At 51.1% G+C, this 19322-nt stretch carries 17 protein-coding genes, 1 rRNA gene and 3 riboswitches; all 18 genes read left to right on the top strand.

Annotated elements, in window-relative coordinates; translation table 11 throughout:
* Nucleotides 1-27 precede the first annotated feature (27 nt).
* Nucleotides 28-978, top strand: coding sequence for a peptidylprolyl isomerase (locus tag ACFVVF_RS28175; protein WP_387816499.1), 951 nt, complete (start codon nt 28-30; stop codon nt 976-978).
* A gap of 190 nt (nt 979-1168) precedes the next feature.
* Nucleotides 1169-2107 (top strand): cysteine synthase A, encoded by a 939-nt coding sequence (cysK, locus tag ACFVVF_RS28170; protein WP_188892667.1) that lies wholly within the window; start codon nt 1169-1171, stop codon nt 2105-2107.
* Between the two features lie 144 nt (nt 2108-2251).
* Complete coding sequence (locus ACFVVF_RS28165; protein ID WP_387816497.1) at nt 2252-3826, top strand: anthranilate synthase component I family protein; 1575 nt, start codon at nt 2252-2254, stop codon at nt 3824-3826.
* Nucleotides 3827-3895: 69 nt separating this feature from the next.
* Nucleotides 3896-4477: an aminodeoxychorismate/anthranilate synthase component II gene (gene pabA / locus ACFVVF_RS28160; protein WP_042171336.1), complete on the top strand. Its 582-nt coding sequence runs from the start codon at nt 3896-3898 to the stop codon at nt 4475-4477.
* Nucleotides 4474-5367 carry an aminodeoxychorismate lyase gene (gene pabC / locus ACFVVF_RS28155; RefSeq protein ID WP_387816494.1) on the top strand — a complete coding sequence of 298 codons (894 nt, stop codon included), beginning with the start codon at nt 4474-4476 and terminating at the stop codon, nt 5365-5367. The genes pabA and pabC overlap by 4 nt, the downstream gene beginning before the upstream one ends.
* A gap of 44 nt (nt 5368-5411) precedes the next feature.
* On the top strand, nt 5412-6284 hold the full coding sequence (folP, locus tag ACFVVF_RS28150; RefSeq protein WP_387816492.1) for a dihydropteroate synthase: 873 nt from the start codon (nt 5412-5414) through the stop codon (nt 6282-6284).
* A gap of 31 nt (nt 6285-6315) precedes the next feature.
* Nucleotides 6316-6702 carry a dihydroneopterin aldolase gene (gene folB, locus ACFVVF_RS28145; RefSeq protein ID WP_387816490.1) on the top strand — a complete coding sequence of 129 codons (387 nt, stop codon included), beginning with the start codon at nt 6316-6318 and terminating at the stop codon, nt 6700-6702.
* Nucleotides 6680-7234: a 2-amino-4-hydroxy-6-hydroxymethyldihydropteridine diphosphokinase gene (folK, locus tag ACFVVF_RS28140; RefSeq protein WP_387816488.1), complete on the top strand. Its 555-nt coding sequence runs from the start codon at nt 6680-6682 to the stop codon at nt 7232-7234. The genes folB and folK overlap by 23 nt, the downstream gene beginning before the upstream one ends.
* Nucleotides 7186-7395, top strand: a complete 210-nt coding sequence (locus tag ACFVVF_RS28135; protein ID WP_042171346.1) for a helix-turn-helix domain-containing protein — start codon at nt 7186-7188, stop codon at nt 7393-7395. The genes folK and ACFVVF_RS28135 overlap by 49 nt, the downstream gene beginning before the upstream one ends.
* A gap of 60 nt (nt 7396-7455) precedes the next feature.
* Nucleotides 7456-8478, top strand: coding sequence for a tRNA dihydrouridine synthase DusB (gene dusB, locus ACFVVF_RS28130; RefSeq protein WP_387816485.1), 1023 nt, complete (start codon nt 7456-7458; stop codon nt 8476-8478).
* Between the two features lie 279 nt (nt 8479-8757).
* Nucleotides 8758-9234, top strand: a complete 477-nt coding sequence (gene greA / locus ACFVVF_RS28125; protein ID WP_387816483.1) for a transcription elongation factor GreA — start codon at nt 8758-8760, stop codon at nt 9232-9234.
* 71 nt (nt 9235-9305) lie between these two features.
* Nucleotides 9306-10835 carry a lysine--tRNA ligase gene (lysS, locus tag ACFVVF_RS28120; RefSeq protein WP_387816481.1) on the top strand — a complete coding sequence of 510 codons (1530 nt, stop codon included), beginning with the start codon at nt 9306-9308 and terminating at the stop codon, nt 10833-10835.
* 159 nt (nt 10836-10994) lie between these two features.
* Nucleotides 10995-14822 (top strand): glycosyltransferase family 39 protein, encoded by a 3828-nt coding sequence (locus tag ACFVVF_RS28115; protein ID WP_387816480.1) that lies wholly within the window; start codon nt 10995-10997, stop codon nt 14820-14822.
* A gap of 39 nt (nt 14823-14861) precedes the next feature.
* A complete protein-coding gene (locus ACFVVF_RS28110) occupies nt 14862-15848 on the top strand; it encodes a glycosyltransferase family 2 protein (RefSeq protein WP_387816478.1) in 987 nt (328 codons plus the stop codon).
* Complete coding sequence (locus tag ACFVVF_RS28105) at nt 15796-16320, top strand: GtrA family protein (protein WP_387816475.1); 525 nt, start codon at nt 15796-15798, stop codon at nt 16318-16320. Before ACFVVF_RS28110 ends, ACFVVF_RS28105 begins: the two co-directional genes overlap by 53 nt.
* Nucleotides 16321-16435: 115 nt before the next feature.
* A riboswitch (cyclic di-GMP riboswitch) is annotated at nt 16436-16534 on the top strand.
* 72 nt (nt 16535-16606) lie between these two features.
* Nucleotides 16607-17836: an LPXTG cell wall anchor domain-containing protein gene (locus tag ACFVVF_RS28100; RefSeq protein ID WP_387816473.1), complete on the top strand. Its 1230-nt coding sequence runs from the start codon at nt 16607-16609 to the stop codon at nt 17834-17836.
* 134 nt (nt 17837-17970) lie between these two features.
* Nucleotides 17971-18049, top strand: a riboswitch (cyclic di-GMP riboswitch).
* Nucleotides 18050-18102: 53 nt separating this feature from the next.
* A riboswitch (cyclic di-GMP riboswitch) is annotated at nt 18103-18188 on the top strand.
* 13 nt (nt 18189-18201) lie between these two features.
* Nucleotides 18202-19005: a transglutaminase-like domain-containing protein gene (locus tag ACFVVF_RS28095; RefSeq protein ID WP_387816470.1), complete on the top strand. Its 804-nt coding sequence runs from the start codon at nt 18202-18204 to the stop codon at nt 19003-19005.
* A gap of 256 nt (nt 19006-19261) precedes the next feature.
* A 16S ribosomal RNA gene (locus ACFVVF_RS28090) occupies nt 19262-19322 on the top strand; the annotation flags it as partial.

The following is a 19322-nucleotide window of genomic DNA, read 5'->3' as shown; positions in this document are numbered from 1 at the left end:
CTCCAATAAAACGGAGGCAGTGGGGGAATGAAAAAATTCGGGGTAGTGAAGACAGTTGTTCTTCTGCAGGCGGTCTGTATGATCGTGCTTAGCGTTGCCGTAGTGGTTAAGCTTTCGCCATTCGGCAGCGACCCCTCTGATCTGGAGCCGGGTACAGGCAATGAAGCTCATACCGGCAACGACGGAGGCGACGAGGCGGCAACCGTCGGAGGAGAGCCGATAACGGCCGGTGAGCTGGAAGCGCAGCTTTTGAAGCAATATGGCGATACGGTGCTGAGAACGATGATGGTGCGCAAGGCGTTGAACCTCGAAGCCGGCGCGCGGCAGTTGAAGGTCACCGTGGAGGAGCAGGACCGCGAGCTGGCTGCCATGATGGAAGGCTATGAGAACGAAGACGAATATTACCGGGTTATGAAAGAGCAGCTTGGCATGGAGAAGGACGACGTGCGCGAGGATGTAAAGTACAAGCTGCTGCTGGAACAAATTGCAATGCTGTCCGTTGAGATATCCGACGGGGATGTGAATCGCTATATCGGCGAGCATGCCGAGCTGTTTGGCGACCGGCTTCAGCTGCATCTGCAATGGATCGTGACGAAAACGGAAAAGGATGCGGGAGACGTACTGGATATGCTGTCCGATGGCGAGGATTTCGCGCGGATCGCCAGAACGTATTCGGTTGATGACTTTACGGCAGACTCAGGCGGAGATCTGGGCTTGATTGACGCTGATGATCCCTTTTACGATGCGGAGCTGCTGGATACCGCAAGCCGGCTGCAGACCGGAGAAATGGCGGGTCCCCTTAAAACAGACGGCGGCTATGCCGTGATTCGGCTCGTTGAGCGCCAGAAGACCGAGGGGCTGACGGGCAAAAGGCTGATGGACGCAGCGCGCAAGCAGCTTGCGCTTTCCAAGGCCAAGCCTCTGCATGATATCGAGGATGAGCTGTTGCTGAAATATGATGCTGTCAAACGGAAGTAATATTCCGGCTGGCCAGCATCATTTTTTTATACAGGCCGTTATATCATTAATAGATGGGGATAGCTGTAATCGTTTTCCTTTCATAGGGCAAATTACATAGAAAAGCTATTGACAACGAATACCAGCATTGTTAATATGGAATTAGTTAAAAAACCAACTGAATTAGTCGGAATAAGGAGGCTTTTCTATCATGGCTAGAATTGTACAAAGCGTTACTGAACTTATCGGTGATACTCCGCTTGTTCGTTTGAATCGTTTGGTGCCTGAGGATAGCGCGGAAATCTATGTAAAGCTTGAATACCAAAACCCGGGCTCCAGCGTGAAAGACCGGATTGCAATCAGCATGATCGAAGTGGCGGAGAAAGAAGGCGTGTTGAAGCCGGGCGACACGATTGTTGAGCCTACTAGCGGCAACACGGGTATCGGTCTTGCTCTGGTAGCAGCTGCGAAAGGCTATAAAGCGATTCTCGTTATGCCTGAGACGATGAGCATCGAGCGTCGCAACCTGCTTCGCGCTTATGGCGCAGAGCTTGTATTGACGCCTGGATCGGAAGGTATGAACGGCGCAGTACGCAAAGCGGAAGAGCTGGCGAAAGAAAACCCTAGCTACTTCATCCCGCAACAATTCAAAAACCAAGCCAATGTGAAAATCCACCGTGAAACGACGGGTCCGGAAATCGTAGAGGCGATTAACTCCCTTGACGGCAAACTGGATGCATTCATTGCAGGTATCGGTACGGGCGGTACGATCTCTGGCGCTGGCGAAGTACTGAAGCAAAACTTCGAAGGCATCAAAGTCTATGCCGTTGAACCGGCTGCATCGCCAATTTTGTCGGGCGGCCAGCCAGGTCCTCACAAAATTCAAGGCATCGGCGCGAACTTCGTGCCTGATATTTTGAACCGTGAAATTTATGACGGTGTTATTACCGTTGAGAACGAGGAAGCATTCGAATACGCACGCCGTGCTGCGAAAGAAGAAGGCATTCTTGTCGGCATTTCTTCCGGCGCTGCTATTTACGCGGCTTTGAAAGTTGCCAAAGAGCTGGGCAAAGGCAAACGCGTTGTTGCAATCGTTCCAAGCAACGGCGAACGTTACCTGTCCACGCCGCTGTTCAATTTCGAGAACTAATCCATACGGATCGCCAAGTCCTCCATGCCGCTTGCTGCGGGTGGAGGGCTTTTTTTTGGTTGGGACATGTCAGTCTTTTCTTTTGCCCTGCCTTTCTGTATACTTAGCAAATCATAATATGCAACTGATCGGGGGTAAAAGGTGATGTTCACCGCTTGGGAGCAATGGAACGGGTGGCACGCCGAACGGCAATACACAACGCTGCCGTTATTGAAAAAGGTGCAGCTGGAGACGTTTGCCGTTGATTCATGGGAGAGAGCCTGGAAGGACGCTTCGCCTTACGCCTTCGTCTTGGAGAGCGGCAAGGATGGCCGCTATACGTATTTGGGCTTGCATCCGGCAAGCGTCATCCGCGGCAAGGGTCTTAAGGCTGTATGTACGGAGCTGGGCGGCGGAGGCACGCCGCCGCTTGCTGGCGCAGACAGCGAATGGGAAGGGAAGCCGCTGGAGCTCGTCCGCCGCTGGATGAGCGGTCATACGGCTCCTAAACTGAGCGAAGGTCCGAAATGGACGGGAGGCTGCGTCGGCTACTGGAGCTATGATATTATTCGCTCCATCGAGCGGCTGCCGGAGCTCGCCGCTGATGATCTCGGCATGCCCGACTATTTGTTCATGCGCATGGACGAGCTGTGGATCGTTGATAAGGCGGAGCAAACGCTATATTGCGCCGTTCATTCCAAGGTAGAGAAGGACGCCGCTCCAGCGCGGCTGCGCAGCCTCTACGAGGCGGCAGCAGCAAGGGCGGATGCTATGGCGGCCTATTGGAATGACAGCGTGCAAGGCGGCAGCACGGCTGCTGCTGCTCTGCGTTCTGATTGGCTCGGGCGGACGCAGGATGGAAGCCTCCATATCGATGTGGAGTCGATGGAGGGGATGACCTCACCGTTCTCTAAAGAGGCTTATAAGGCGGCTGTGGAGCGGATACGGGCGTATATCGCTCAGGGCGACGTCTTCCAAGTGAATCTGTCGCTTCGCCAGAGCCGTAAGGTCAGCGCTTCGCCAGAGGAATTGTATGAGTGGCTGCGAGTTGTCAACCCGTCGCCTTACATGGGCTTTCTGCGGACACCGGACTTCCAGCTCGTATCTGCGTCGCCAGAGCTGCTCGTGGAGCAGCGTGACGGTTTGCTGGCGACCCGCCCTATAGCGGGCACACGCCGCCGGGGCAAGACGGAGGAAGAAGACCGGATGCTGGAGGACGAGCTGTTATCCAACGAGAAAGAACGGGCAGAGCATATTATGCTCGTCGACCTGGAGCGCAATGACCTTGGAAGAATCGCCGCATACGGATCTGTCCATGTCGAAGAACTGATGGTGATCGAGCGCTACTCCCACGTCATGCATCTGGTGTCGCAAGTGGAAGGCAGGCTGGCCGAGGGCAAGGACGCCTACGATGTCATTGCCGCCACGTTCCCGGGAGGCACGATCACCGGCGCGCCAAAAATCCGTACGATGGAGATCATCGAGGAGCTTGAGCCGACACGCCGCGGCTCCTATACAGGCTCCCTCGGATGGATTGACTATAATGGCGATATGGAATTTAATATTATTATAAGAACGATGGCAGTGAAGGACGGCCTCGTACATGTCCAGGCGGGAGCTGGAATCGTCATCGATTCCGATCCGGAGCGGGAATACTACGAGTCGCTTAACAAAGCAAAGGCACTTTGGAAAGCGGTACAGTTCAGCGAGCAATTCGCTGAGCAGACAAGCCGCGTTTAGGGGCATTCCCGGCGCGCTCACGCTGGACCGCAGGGTCCGGTGCAGAATGGTAGAAGGGGGACTGGGACGATGATTCTCGTAATTGATAACTATGATTCGTTTACGTACAATTTGGTGCAGTATTTGGGCAAGCTGGGCGAGGAGGTTGTCGTCAAGCGCAATGACGAGATCGATCTTGCTGGAATCGAGGCGCTGAAGCCTGACCATATTCTCATTTCGCCGGGACCATGCTCCCCTAATGAGGCGGGAATCAGCCTGTCGCTGATCGATCATTTCAAAGGGATTATTCCGATATTTGGCGTCTGCCTCGGCCATCAGTCGATCGGTCAAGCTTTTGGCGGCGATGTTGTGCGCGCAGAGAAGCTGATGCATGGCAAAACGTCGGAAATTATCCATGACGGCAAGACGATTTTCGAAGGCATCCCTTCCCCTTATACGGCTACACGCTACCATTCGCTTATCGTGAAGCGCGAGACGCTGCCCGATTGCCTGGAGATCAGCGCAGAGACGGCTGAGGGCGAAATCATGGGGCTGCGGCATAAGCATTATCCCATTGAAGGCGTACAATTCCATCCGGAATCGATCATTACGGAGCACGGCTTGACGCTGCTTCGCAACTTCTTGCAAATCCGGGTTGGCGCGGCGCAATGAAGATCGGATTTAATGGTGAGGTGAAGAACGCGGAGGAAGCTGTGATCTCGATTTATGATCACGGCTTTTTGTACGGAATGGGGCTATTCGAGACGTTCCGCACCTACGGCGGAAGGCCGTATATGCTGGAACGGCATTTGCAGCGGCTCGCGGAGGGCTGCGAGCAGCTAGGTATACGCTATAAGGCGGATCAGGAAGCGCTGCAGGCGCTAATTGCCGGGCTGCTGCGGGAGAATGGCTTGGATGAGGCTTATATTCGGCTCACCGTTACAGCTGGCGCAGGCGAGCTTGGGCTGCAAAGCGGCGATTATGAACGCCCGAACGAGCTTCTGCTGATGAAGGCGCTGCCGCCTGTCAATAAAGCATTGTACCGCTCCGGCAAGGAGCTGCGGCTGCTGAGCACCGCCAGAAACACGCCGGAGGGGGCTGTACGGTTAAAATCTCTCCATTATATGAATAATATGATAGCGAAGCGGGAACTTGCAGGCAGCGGGGCTGCTGCAAACGCTGAAGGGCTTATGCTGACCGCGGACGGCAAGCTAGCCGAGGGAATCGTCAGCAATTTGTTTTTCGCGAAGGACGGCAAGGTATATACACCCGCTATTGATACAGGCATATTGCCGGGTATTACTCGGGCGAGAGTGCTGGAGCTGGCGCTTGAAGCGGGCTTCGAGGCGGAAGAAGGGCATTATCAATTGGCGGAGCTGCTGGCAGCGGATGAGATATGGGTGACCAACTCGATTCAAGAGCTTGTGCCGATTACATCGGTGAGCGGGATTTCTGGGCAGGGTCAGGTTCAGGACCAAATGACCGTTGGCGATGGAGCTATCGGTCCGATTACAGATAAGCTGCTGCAAGCTTACCGGAGCGACACGGGCAGTGCTGTATAGCTGCGTTCGTAAAATTTCGCTTGAGAAGGAAAGGACGGCTTACGATGACACAGAATATGAATAACGGCGGCGCACCGTCTTTTTGGAGCCGTTCCTATCAATTCGGCGGAGGCTCGAATGAAATAAAGCTGGAGCTTGGCGAACGGACGCTCATTATGGGCATCCTTAACGCCACTCCCGATTCTTTCTCCGATGGCGGTCGCCATCATACAGCGGAGGCGGCTGTCGCTCATGCAGCTGCAATGGTGGCGGACGGGGCGGATCTGATCGACATCGGAGCGGAGTCTACACGGCCGGGCTTTATGCCGATCAGCGCCGAGGAAGAGCTGGAGCGGCTGCTGCCTGTTATCCAGGCTGTACGAGAGGCGCTGCCGCATATTCCAATATCCGTCGACACTTACAAAGCAGAGACGGCAAAGCAAGCCTTGGAGGCTGGCGCTCATATCCTCAACGATGTATGGGGATTAAAATATGATCCGCTGATGGCCGCCGTTGCGGCTGAATATGATTGTCCGGTAATTGTTACCCATAACCGCGCGGAAGCGGAATATGGCGATTTTCTAGCGGATGTGCTGGCTGATTTGCAGACAAGCATAGCTATCGCGAAGCAAGCCGGCGTCCGGGAGTCCAATATTTGGCTCGATCCAGGCATAGGCTTTGCCAAAAGTTATGAGCAGAACTTGCAGCTGCTCGGAAGCTTAAGAGAGATTCACGCGCTGGGCTATCCGGTTCTGCTGGGTACCTCCAGGAAACGGGTCATCCGCCAGACGCTTAATCTGCCGGTGTCCGAACTGGATGAAGGAACGGCAGCAACGACTGCACTTGGTATCGCCCAAGGCTGCCAGATCGTACGCGTTCATGATGTCCGGACCAACGCCCGTACGGCCAAAATGGCCGATGCTATCGTATATCGCTGATTGTTCATACTTGAAAGGAAGTCGGACTCGCATGGATAAAATGACGTTAAAAGGAATGCAGTTTTTTGGCTATCATGGAGTTTTTCCCGAAGAAAACCGGCTCGGTCAAAAATTCGGCGTCGATCTGGAGCTGAAGATTGATCTCGAGCAGGCGTCACAAACGGATGAACTGTCGCACTCTGTCGACTACTCGCAATTGCATGCTCTTACGAAAGAAGTTGTAGAAGGCAAGCCTTACAAATTAATCGAAGCTTTAGCAGGCGGCATTGCAACACGGGTACTAGAAGCTTATACTATGATAAATGAAGTGACGGTTCGCGTAACGAAGCCTAATCCGCCGTTCGAGATCCATTTCGAAGGCGTGACGGTGGAGTTGCGCAGAAAGCGGGATGCTCATGGCCGAATTGTTCCCGTCTAATGCAGAACGCTTTGCGGCATATATTGCGCTCGGCTCTAACATGGGCGACAGGGAGCAATTGCTGCAGCAAGCCGTTGAATGTCTGAACGAACGGCCGGATATTGATGTGCTGCGGCTGTCCGCGCTCTATGAGACCGATCCTGTCGGTTATACGGATCAGCCCGCTTTTCTCAACATGGTTATTGCCGTACAAACGACGCTTAAGCCCCTTGATCTGCTGCGTGTGCAGCAGGATGTGGAGCGGCTGCTTGGCCGCGTACGCGACATTCGATGGGGGCCGCGCACCATAGACCTTGATCTGCTGCTGTATGAAGACGTTGCGATGGACGATGAGGAGCTGACGCTTCCGCATCCCCGTATGATGGAACGCGCATTCGTGCTCGTTCCGCTGAGCGATGTCATTGCGGGCGAGAATCCATTGCGGAATCACGTTGCGGCAGCTGCAGCAGCGGCGCTTCAGGATGGAAAGGAAGGCATTGCCCAATGGAAAACGACCAACTGGCTCAGCGCGTCCGGGCTTTCCGGAAGCTGAAAGGATATACCCAGCAGGAGCTTGCCAAGCAGCTTGGCGTCTCGGTAGCGGTTCTTGGATCTCTTGAAAGAGGCACCCGGAAAGCAGATACGAAGCTGTTGAACAACATTGCAAGCACGCTAGGCGTCACTTACGATGAATTAACGGATGCGAAGCAATAGCGGAGGCTGGCGCGAAGCATTTTTGCAAATAGAAGGATTGAAGGAGGAGTCAAAGGCGGCATGCTTAAAATCGGAGACATCGAGATGAAGAACAGAGTCGTGCTCGCACCGATGGCAGGCGTGTGCAACCCGGCTTTTCGACTCATCGCAAAGGAATTTGGCACAGGACTTGTCTGTGCGGAGATGGTAAGTGACAAAGCTATTCTGCATGGCAACAAAAGAACGATGGAAATGCTGTTCGTTGACGAGCGGGAGAAGCCGCTTAGCCTGCAGATTTTCGGCGGTGACCGCGAGACGCTTGTCGAAGCTGCGAAAGTTGTCGATCAGCAGACCAATGCGGACATTATCGACATCAATATGGGTTGCCCGGTACCGAAGGTAACCAATTGCGAGGCAGGGGCGCGCTGGCTGCTGGACCCGAACAAAATCTACGAAATGGTATCAGCTGTCGTTGAAGCGGTTAGCAAACCGGTTACGGTCAAAATGCGGATCGGCTGGGACGATGAGCATATCTTTGCCGTAGACAACGCCAAAGCGGTTGAAAGCGCTGGCGGAAGCGCGGTTAGCGTACATGGACGCACGCGCGAGCAGCAGTATACGGGAAAGGCAAACTGGGATATTATAAGGGATGTCAAACGAGCGGTATCGATTCCCGTTATTGGCAATGGCGACGTATTCTCGCCGGAAGACGCCAAACGGCTTCTGGAGCATACCGGCTGTGACGGTGTTATGATCGGACGGGGCGCGCTCGGCAACCCGTGGATGCTTTACCGGACGATTCAATATTTGGCTTCCGGCGAGCTGCTGGCCGATCCATTGCCGCGCGAGAAGATGGACGTGGCTTTGCTCCATCTTGACCGGCTTGCCGCGCTGAAGGGCGAAGCGGTAGCGGTTCGCGAGATGCGCAAGCATCTGGCATGGTATCTTAAGGGACTTCCTGGCGCAGCCCGCGTGAAGGATGCCATTATGGAAGAAACGGGACGCGAAGGCGTCCTTGAAATATTGGAGAATTATATTGGGTCACTGGATGCGGATGCGCTGGCGGATTCGGCTGTTAAAGCAAACTCACAAGCCGTTCATTAATACCGTAAGCGGATAATCCGGGGGCATGAGCCGGATGTCCGCTTTTCGCATTTTCTCTCCCGGTCCTGTCAGGCGCAGGGCAATCGAATAAAGCGGTTACAGTGTCAATTCCCTTTGATTGACATTCGGGGTGTCTTTGAAATATAATCTTGCAATATACATCAATGACGCAGTTGCAGCGCTTGCCGAAGGCATGACGGCTGGCGACCGTAATATATTAAGTACGAGTGAATTCATACACCGTATGAAAATTTGTCACACGACAGGAGAATCGGAAAGATGAGCGATAAGGAAATCATTCTGACTCAGGACGGATTGAAGAAGCTTGAAGAAGAACTGGAAAACCTGAAGTCGGTTAAACGTCGTGAAGTAGCAGAACGGATTAAGGTAGCAATCGGGTACGGCGATATTAGCGAAAACTCGGAATATGAAGATGCGAAGAACGAGCAGGCTTTTATTGAAGGACGTATCATAACGTTGGAAAAAATGCTGCGCAATGCGCGGATTATCAATAATGACGACATCGATACCGATACGGTGAGCATTGGCTCGACAGTAACGGTTGAAGATTTGGAATACGGCGATAAGATGGAGTATGCGATTGTAGGCTCGGCGGAATCTGATCCGCTGCAGAACAAAATCTCGAATGAAAGCCCGGTAGGCAAAGCGATTTTGGGCAAAAAGATTGGGACTGTCGTTGACGTGAGCGTACCTGCCGGCATTATTCAATATAAAATTTTAGATATCAAAAAATAAGGTTTGCACTGTGTTATTTCAGAAAGCTTCCTTAGCGGAAGCTTTTTGAACGTTTCGGCGGTGTCGAGGAGATGACTGAATTGAACGAGGAAAATAACGGTGTAGTAGAAGAACAGGAGCTTAGCGAGCTGCTGCAAATTCGCAGAGACAAGCTGGACGAGCTCCGCGGCTTGGGCGTCGATCCATTCGGCGGTAAATTTGAACGTACACATACAGCGAAGGAAATTGTGTCTGCATACGAAGCTTTCAGCAAGGAAGAGCTGGAGGAGAAGGCGGTCACGGTAAGCATTGCGGGACGCATTATGCAGAAGCGCGGTATGGGTAAGGCATCATTTGCCCATATTCAGGACTTGAGCGGCAAAATTCAAATTTATGTGCGTAAGGATTCGGTAGAAGCGAATAAATACGCAGCGTTCGAATTGCTCGATATCGGCGATATCGTTGGCGTTCATGGCGTCGTGTTCAAGACGAATACGGGCGAGGTTTCGGTAAAAGCGAAGGAAGTCGACGTGCTGACCAAGTCGTTGCTTCCGCTGCCGGACAAGTATCATGGACTGAAAGACGTAGAGCTGCGCTACCGCCAGCGTTATGTCGATCTGATCATGAACCAGGACGTTCAACAGACGTTCATCTCCCGTTCCCGTATCATTCAATCGATGCGCCGTTATTTGGATTCGCTCGGTTATCTGGAAGTCGAAACGCCGACGCTGCATTCTATTGCAGGCGGTGCGGCTGCCCGTCCGTTCGAGACGCATCACAATGCGCTTGATATGCAGCTCTACATGCGGATTGCAATTGAGCTCCACTTGAAACGTCTCATTGTCGGCGGCCTGGAGAAAGTATACGAGATCGGCCGTGTATACCGGAATGAAGGCATCTCGACACGCCACAATCCGGAATTCACAATGATCGAGCTGTACGAGGCTTACGCTGATTATAAGGATATTATGGCGCTGACCGAAAATCTGATTGCACACATTGCGCAAGAAGTGTTCGGTACGACTAAGATTATGTATCAGGGCCAAGAGATTGACCTGACGCCGCAATGGCGCCGCGTATCGATGGTTGACCTGGTCAAAGAAACGACGGGTGTAGACTTCGGCGTACAAATGAGCGACGAAGAAGCACATGCTCTGGCGAAGGAGCATAAAGTGCCGGTTGAACAGCATATGACGTTCGGCCACATTCTCAATGCCTTCTTCGAGCATTTCTGTGAGCATACGCTTATCCAGCCGACTTTCGTAACGGGCCACCCGGTTGCGATCTCGCCGCTGGCGAAGAAGAATGCCGAAGATCCTCGCTTCACAGACCGCTTCGAGCTGTTCATCGTGGCACGCGAGCATGCGAACGCGTTCACGGAGCTGAACGATCCGATCGATCAGCGTCAGCGTTTCGAGTCGCAGCTGGTTGAACGCGAGCAGGGCAATGACGAAGCGCATGAAATGGATGATGATTTCATCCGTGCGCTGGAATACGGCATGCCGCCTACTGGCGGTCTAGGCATCGGTGTTGACCGCCTTGTTATGCTGCTTACGGATGCGCCTTCGATTCGCGATGTACTGCTGTTCCCGCATATGCGCGATCGCGGCGGCGAACAATAAAAGCCTTCATACCGCTTGGGAAACAATCCCAAGCGGTTTTTTTATGGGCAGACATTGACCGTCGATAGCTTTTCCTTTAAAGTTGATATGTATTTTTAGGAAAAAATAGGCTAAATTGCTGTTGATAAATTATAAAATGTAGAGGTGAGAGGTCTGAGTATGCGGAATTCTGTCTGGTCTAAACTCATTATTGCTACCGTGCTCATTATCATGGCAATTCCTTTGACTGTAGGACATGCAGCTGGCGAGGGAGAGCATCCGAATCTATTGTTAAACCCGGGATTCGAAGAGGCGGAGTCGGGAGTTCCTCTGTCGTGGACGCAGGATGTATGGGTTCAAGGAAGCGATGTTACCCGGTTTACGGTCGATACGTTGAATACCCATTCGGGCGGTACTGCTGCGGTAATTGAGAACACACAGCCTAACCATGCCAAATGGGTTCAGAAGGTAGCGGTGAAACCCAATACCTACTACCGGATTAGCGGTTGGGTGAATGTGGCCGGAACAGATGAGAATGCTACAGGCGCGAACCTGCTGATCATTGGCGTTGGCGGCGAATTTCCGCAAATCCACAATACCGCCGGCGAATGGAAGCTAATCGAATTCTACGGCAAGACAAGCAAGGGGCAGAAAGAGATTCAGCTGGCGGCAAGCCTCGGCGGCTACGGCAGCTTGAATACCGGCCGGGCATGGTTTGATGATCTGTCGCTGACGCAGGTCGACAAGCTGCCGGCGGGCGTAACGGCGATCTCGTTTGCGCCAAGCGATGTCAGCGGCGGCGATGCAGCGAAGGCGGACAGCCCGCCGAAGGTTTCGGCTTTTCCAGTACTTGCGATCTCTACACTATTCGCTATTCTATTCGTTTATTTATATAGCCGTACTCTTAGGCAGAGACTTCCGCTAGAGCGCGCCAGCGCCAGCAAGGCCACGCAGGTTATGGCATGGCTCTTAATTGCACTAGGTTTCCGTATTGTCATTGCAGTAGGTTATACCGGCTATGAGTCGGATTTGCGAACCTTCATCTATTGGGGCAATGCGGCATACAAAAATGGGATTACCGGCTTTTATCAGGAGGGGATGTTTGCCGACTATCCGCCTGGTTATATCTATGTGCTCTATGTGCTTGGCATGCTGCAGCAGCTGTTCGGACTGGACGGCGCTTCGAAGGGCGCTTATCTGCTGTACAAGCTTCCGGCGATTATTGCCGATTTGGCTGCCGGATGGGTGATTTATAAAGCGGCTGGCAAGAAGCTTGGCGAGACGGCTGCATTTGGACTTGCGATGCTTTATCTGTGGAATCCGGCTGTCTGGGTAGATTCTGCTGCATGGGGCCAAGTGGACTCCATCTTTACGTTGTTCCTGCTGCTTGCCATTCAAGCTATAGTCGGCAATAAGCTGGAGCGCGGAGCGCTGTGGTTTGCGATCGCCGTTCTGGTTAAACCGCAGGCGCTGATTTTTACGCCGGTTATTTTGTTGGCCATCGTAACCAAGCGCGAGTGGAAGCGGACTGCAATAAGCGCGGTATACGGATTGGCATTATTCGTGGCGCTGGCCATTCCTTTTTTCTGGAGCAATGGCGGGATTGCCGGCCTGATCAATCTTTACAAATCGACGCTGGCATCATACCCTTACGCTACGCTAAATGTATTTAATCTTTATGCGCTTACTGGCGGCAACTGGACGGATCTGGATCATACCTTCTTGTTCATCCCATACGGCAAATGGGGCATAATCGCCATTCTGTTAGCGGTAGCATTGTCTGTATACTTGTCCGTTAAGGCAAAAGACAAATCGGATTTATCGAAGTCTTATTATATCGGCCTAATTCTCATTTCAGTTATGTTCCTTTTGGGCACCAAAATGCATGAGCGCTATTTGTTCCCGGCGATTCTGTTAGGCGTATTTGCTTATATCGAAGCAAAAGACAGACGGATTTTGCATATCTTACTGGGCTACAGCATCACCTTCTTTATTAATGTCGGTTATGTGTTAGCGTTCAGCAAATTTACAACGAATGTTCCGACGGACGGCATCGTCATCGTAACCTCAATCGCTAATCTTGGATTGCTGCTGTACATGCTGTATGTCGGTTACGATATTTATATCCGCGGCCGGGTGCAGTCTGTACCGAGTCTCGCGGAGGATGAACAGGCTCGCAATGATGAGAAGTTGCTGTCGGAGATCGTTAACGTGCAGCGGTCCAATAAGTCACCTTCGAGATTGAAGAAAAACGATTGGATTGCGATGCTCGCAATCACGCTCATCTATGCAGTGGTTGCTCTGTCCAACTTGGGCTCCACGCAAACATTAGGCTCGGGCTGGACGCCAGCCAAGTCGGGACAAAGCTTCTACGTAGATCTTGGGGAAGCCCGGCAGCTGGAGCGGATGAACAGCTTCGGCGGGTATGGCGAAGGCAAGTATAAGCTGGAATTCGGCAATACGCCGGATGTTTGGAGCAATCCGGTTGAGCTGGAGCAGAAGGGCGGCGACGATCTGAAGTGGGCGGTTCACCCGCTTGATGTTACCGCTCGTTATGTGAAGGTAACTACTAATCAGACAGGCTACTCGATTCAAGAGATGGCGTTCTACGCAAAAGGCAGCGATGAGCCGGTTGCGATCAGCCAAGTTGTTGAAGAGGAGAAGCAGGAGGGGAAAAGCTCCGCCGTCCGCTTATTCGATGAACAGTCGGCCGCTGCCTACAAGGCAAGCTATAAGAACGGCAGCTATTTCGATGAAATCTATCATGCTAGAACGGCGCTTGAGAATATCGAAGGCGTTAGAGCCTATGAGAATACACATCCGCCGCTAGGCAAAATTATTATTGCGCTTGGCATTAAGCTGTTTGGCCTCAGTCCGTTTGGCTGGCGCATTATGGGCACCCTATTTGGTATTGCGATGGTGCCTGTCCTTTATCTGTTTGCGCTCAGGCTGTTTAAGCGCACGGGTTATGCTGCGGCTGCAGCTGGACTGCTCGCAGCGGAATTTATGCATTTTACCCAGACGCGAATTGCAACGATTGACGTGTACGGTGTCTTCTTCATCATGCTGATGTTCTACTTCATGCATAAGTACTACTCGCTGAACTTTTACAGCACACCGCTGCGCAAGACGCTTGTACCGCTGTTCTGGGCAGGACTGTTGTTTGGCATCGGCGTTGCGTCGAAATGGATCGTGATTTACGGTGGTGCTGGACTAGCAGTAATGCTCGCATTGTCGCTCTTCGAACGGTACCGGCAATACGGGGCTGCCAAACGAATTCTCGCTGCTGGCAAGGTTAAGGCGGAGGAAGAGGATACGTACCGGAAAATCATCCGGCTGTTCCCGCGAAATACGATTATCACCTTGGCAATATGCCTGATTTTCTACGTTGCCATTCCGGCTGTCATTTATGGCTTGTCTTACATTCCGGTGCTGAAGGTATCGGGAGATGAATACACAGCGGAAAGATTGGTAGACTATCAGAAAAATATGTATCATTACCACAGCGAGCTTGTCGCTACGCATCCTTATTCCTCGCAGTGGTGGGAGTGGCCGTTTATGAAGCGTCCGGTCTGGTATTACAGCGGCAGTGATCTCGCTAATCCGGGCAACGTCTCGACCATATCGGCTTTCGGCAATCCGCTGATTTGGTGGACGGGGATATTCGCATTACTTGGCACGCTTTACTTCAGCATCAAACGGAAGGATAAGCGGATCTACATCATCTGGATTGCGTACCTGTCGCAATACTTGCCTTGGATGCTCGTTCCGCGCCTTACGTTTATCTACCATTATTTTGCGATGGTGCCTTTTATGATTTTAGCTATTATTTATATGTTCAAGCTTTATGAGGAGAGGCATCCCGACCGGCAATGGCTGCGCTGGCTTTATGTCGCTGCGGCTGCAGTATTGTTCCTTATTTACTATCCGGTGCTGTCGGGCATGGAAGTCGCCAGAGCTTATGCGGCAGTCATTCGGATCTTTGATTCTTGGGTGTTTTACGGTTAGGTTGGACGGATCGGGAATTTATGAATAGGAGGGATACGGATGCAAGCCAAGTACAGCATTATTGTGCCGATGTTCAACGAAGAAGAAGTAATCGGGCATACGTACTTACAGCTGAAAACGGTCATGGACGGCTACGGAGAGTCCTATGAGTTGATATTCGTCAACGACGGCAGCCGGGATCGTACGGTTGAGATTGTCGACGGCATTTGCCGCAATGACCGGAACGTTCGGCTCATTAATTTTTCCCGCAACTTCGGTCATCAGATTGCAATTACGGCTGGAATGGATTATGCCAAGGGCGAGGCTGTTATCATCATCGATGCGGATCTCCAGGATCCGCCGGAAGTGATGCTGCAAATGATCGAGAAGTGGAAAGAGGGTTACGAGGTCGTATACGGCAAGCGGTTGAAGCGGAAGGGCGAGACCGCCTTTAAAAAAATTACGGCGATGTTGTTCTACCGGACGATGCGCAGCATGACCAACTTCGATATTCCTATGGATACAGGAGACTTCCGGCTGATCGACCGCAAAGTATGCGATGTGCTGCGCGGGCTGAAGGAGAAAAACCGGTTCGTGCGCGGACTTGTGAGCTGGGTCGGCTTTCGTCAGACGAGCGTCGAGTATGTCCGGGAAGAGCGTTTTGCCGGCGAAACGAAATATCCTTTGAAAAAAATGATCAGCTTCGCACTGGACGGCATCACTTCGTTTTCCTATAAGCCGTTGAAAATCGCTACGTATATCGGGTTCTTTTTATCAGTAACCAGCTTTCTCTACTTGATGGTCGTCGTGTATCAGAAGCTGTTCACATCCTATAATCAGGTCGGCTGGACATCCATTGTAGCGATTAATTTATTATTCAACGGCATCATACTTATGCTTCTTGGTTTAATCGGTGAATATATCGGCAGAATCTACGACGAGTCGAAAAACCGTCCTTTGTATATTGTGCGGGAAGCCCAAGGCTTTGAGGATAATGAGCGGCAGGAACAAGCATCTGTTCAAACGGAACGTGAATATGTCCGCTGATCAGCTTGATCCCCTTTCAGTGCCGACGCCAGTAGAACGCGAGACGGATGCACAAGTGAAACAGCATCGCCGGAAAATGTTTAAGCAATTTATTTTATTTAATATGGTTGGCGTAATCAATACGGCAGTGGACTTTGCGGTGTACAGCCTGCTCGTCTGGGCAGGCCTGCATTATATACCGGGACAGATACTGTCTTATGCCGCGGGAATGGGCAACAGCTATCTGATGAATACGCTGATTACGTTTCGCGGCGCCTCGGGTGAAGCTGGCGGAGGAGAGCAGGATAGGGGCAGGCCGATTCGCTTTATCACCCTTAATTTGGCAGTGCTCCTTGTCTCGCTTGGATTGCTGTTTCTGACCAAAGAAAGCTGGGGAATTAACCCGTTTTTGGCGAAGCTTGTCGTTACTTGTATAACAGTTGTGCTGAATTTTGTCGGCAGTAAATGGTGGGTTTTTAAGCGACAGAAATAGTTTAAAAAATGGTAAGAAAACCGTTGACTTGCAATTGCTACTAATTGTAGAATAGGTCTTGCGAACCGGGTGTAATTGGTAGATTTACTAGGTTCCGTAGGATTAACTACATATGACATGATAATAGCAAACCATCCGAAAGGGTGGGACGCAAAGTCAGGAGTCTAAGGCATTACACGGTTGGGGTGTATGCGATGATCGTCCGACTGCCATGAATATGACCATATTCGAGGCAGTCTTTTTTGTTGCCTTGAATCCGGAATTATTTTATGGAGGAGAGTGAGTAATGGGCAAGAAACGGTTCAAATCGTTGCTTGTGCTGACGATGATTATTATTCTGACGTTCAGCATAGCCGGTAATGTTTTTGCGCATGGGGGAGGAAGTAATTCGTTTAAATGTTCGGATTACGGCACAGTGAGTTACACTGTCGGTAATAAAAAAACATTTACGACATCACATGGTGACATTAGCGGTTCGTTAAGAGATCAGGGTTCAGGCTGGTCTCAAGTTTCTAACGCATTCTTGGATTGGTCAGCAACCGGCAATTATGATGTGTATTGCGTAAAGATTGAAACCTGGTTGGGTGATGGTAAGATCATCGAGTATCAAGGAGGTTCAAGAGGCGATCTGGGTCTGACTGCTAATAGAGGTTGGTTTGGCGAGTATCAGTCCATTTATAGAATCACGTTCTATAAAAAGGAAAAACCTGCGCCGACACCGACGCCAACGCCGACGCCAACGCCGACGCCAACGCCGACGCCGACGCCGACGCCGACGCCGACACCGACACCAACGCCGACACCGACGCCGACACCGACGCCGACACCAACGCCGACGCCGGAGCCAACTCCGGCACCAACGCCGGAGGCAACTCCGACACCAACACCGGAGGCAACTCCGACACCAACACCGGAGGCAACTCCGACACCAACACCGGAGGCAACTCCGACACCAACGCCGGAGGCAACTCCGACACCAACGCCGGAGGCAACTCCGACACCAACGCCGGAGGCAACTCCGACACCAACGCCGGAGGCAACTCCGACACCAACGCCGGAGTCAACGCCAGCACCAACACCGGAGTCAACGCCGGCACCAACACCGGAGTCAACGCCAGCACCAACACCGGAGTCAACGCCAGCACCAACACCGGAGTCAACGCCAGCACCAACACCGGAGTCAACGCCGGCACCAACACCGGAGTCAACTCCAGTACCAACCCCGACACCAACGCCTTCTTCGACACCAGATGAAGAAGTAGTAATAGACGACAATGAGAACCCATTGGGACCAGTCGATCAGGGTAGCGGCAGCGATACGGGTACATCGAATGATAAGCCTGCTCCTACTGCAGTTGTTGGAAGTGATTCTGATACAGTAGATGTTAATGAAGAAGTACCTCTGGGCGCACTGCCTAAAACAGGTGAGTCAAGCTCGTTACCGATTTACTTAGCCGGAGCTATGCTTGCATTGCTGGGCGGAGTATTGCTTCTTAAAAAGAAAAATAATGCATAAGTAATGTTTAATTCATTTAGAGGACTAGTCCATAAAGGGCTGGTCCCTATTTTTTTTCGCTATACTATTAAAAACTATTAAAATAGGGTTGATTTTTTCATAGAATATGGTAATCTAGTACTAGACAAAGCTAATCACGATAACGGCAAACCTATCGAAAGATAGGGACGCAAAGCTACAGGGCCTTCCGTATGATGGCAGCCAGCTACCGAAAGAAACGGGCTTTTTTTATTTTGTTAAAAAGCGAACGTATGTTCGAGAACTTTATACGATAATGGCAAACCTATCGAAAGGTAGGGACGCAAAGCTATAGGGCCTTTTCTCTTAATGAGATGGCAGCCTAGCCACCGAAGGGAGTTTTATTCATGCGTAAGCTAATTCTTATGCTCGTAGCCGTGTTTGTAATTACAACATCGATTCAAGTGACAACAGCAGCTGCAAGCGCTGATGCACAATGGTTGGATACTGCTAACATTAATAATGGTACAGTAGGCGTTAAATATGACGTGAAGTCGAATGTAAAAACGAAAGTAATGGTAGCAAAAGGCAAGGACAACTATACATATACGCTGGCGAGCTCGAGCGAAGAAGTTTTTCCATTGCAGCTTGGCAATGGGGATTACACGATTTCGATTCTTGAGAACACAACTGGCAACAAATATAAAGTAGTAAGTAAAGAAGTCGTTAGCTTGAAGTTGAACGACACGAAGATTGTTTTCCTGAACTCGGTACAAAACGTTAAATGGAACAACACGAATAAAGCGATCCAAAAGGCTAAAGAACTGACAGCTAACAAGAAGAGCGATGCCGATAAAGTAAAAGCTATTTATGATTACATTATCAAAACTGTTGACTATGATTATGATCTGGCAAACAATTTGCCGACTGAGTACTTGCCAAGCATTGATCGGACGCTTAGCACGAAGAAAGATATTTGCTACGGTTACTCGGCACTGTTTGCAGCTATGCTGCGCAGCGTAGATATTCCGACTAAGCTGGTTATGGGTAATTCGACTTATGTAACTCAGTACCATGCTTGGAATGAAGTGTACCTGGACGGCAAATGGGTAACGATCGATACAACAGTTGATGCCGGCCTGAAAAAGTCGAATAAGAAGTTCGAGCTTGTAAAAGAGGCTTCGAAATATACAACGGCAAAAGTATATTAATAGTAGTAAGATGAAGAGGCTTGCGCGGGATGCGTGAGTCTCTTTTTTGTATGTATAAAAAGAATCTAAAAAACTTTAAAAAAAGACTTGCAATGCTATAGGCACCCGTGATATATTATATGAGTCGCCGCTGAGACACACGCGGTTGACACACAAAAGAAATTGTTCTTTGAAAACTGAACAACGAGCAAAACTGCCCCATTGATTCTAATGAATTAATGGAAAAGCGATAAAACAAAGTAATGAGCTTTCAAATTCTATGGAGAGTTTGATCCTGGCTCAGGACGAACGCTGGCGGCGTGCCTAATACATGCAAG

Origin of the sequence: Paenibacillus sp. NPDC058174 (assembly GCF_042883865.1) — a bacterium.
GTDB lineage: Bacteria > Bacillota > Bacilli > Paenibacillales > Paenibacillaceae > Pristimantibacillus.
Note: the sequence above shows the minus strand (reverse complement) of the source record. Positions and strands in the feature narration are given on the sequence as shown.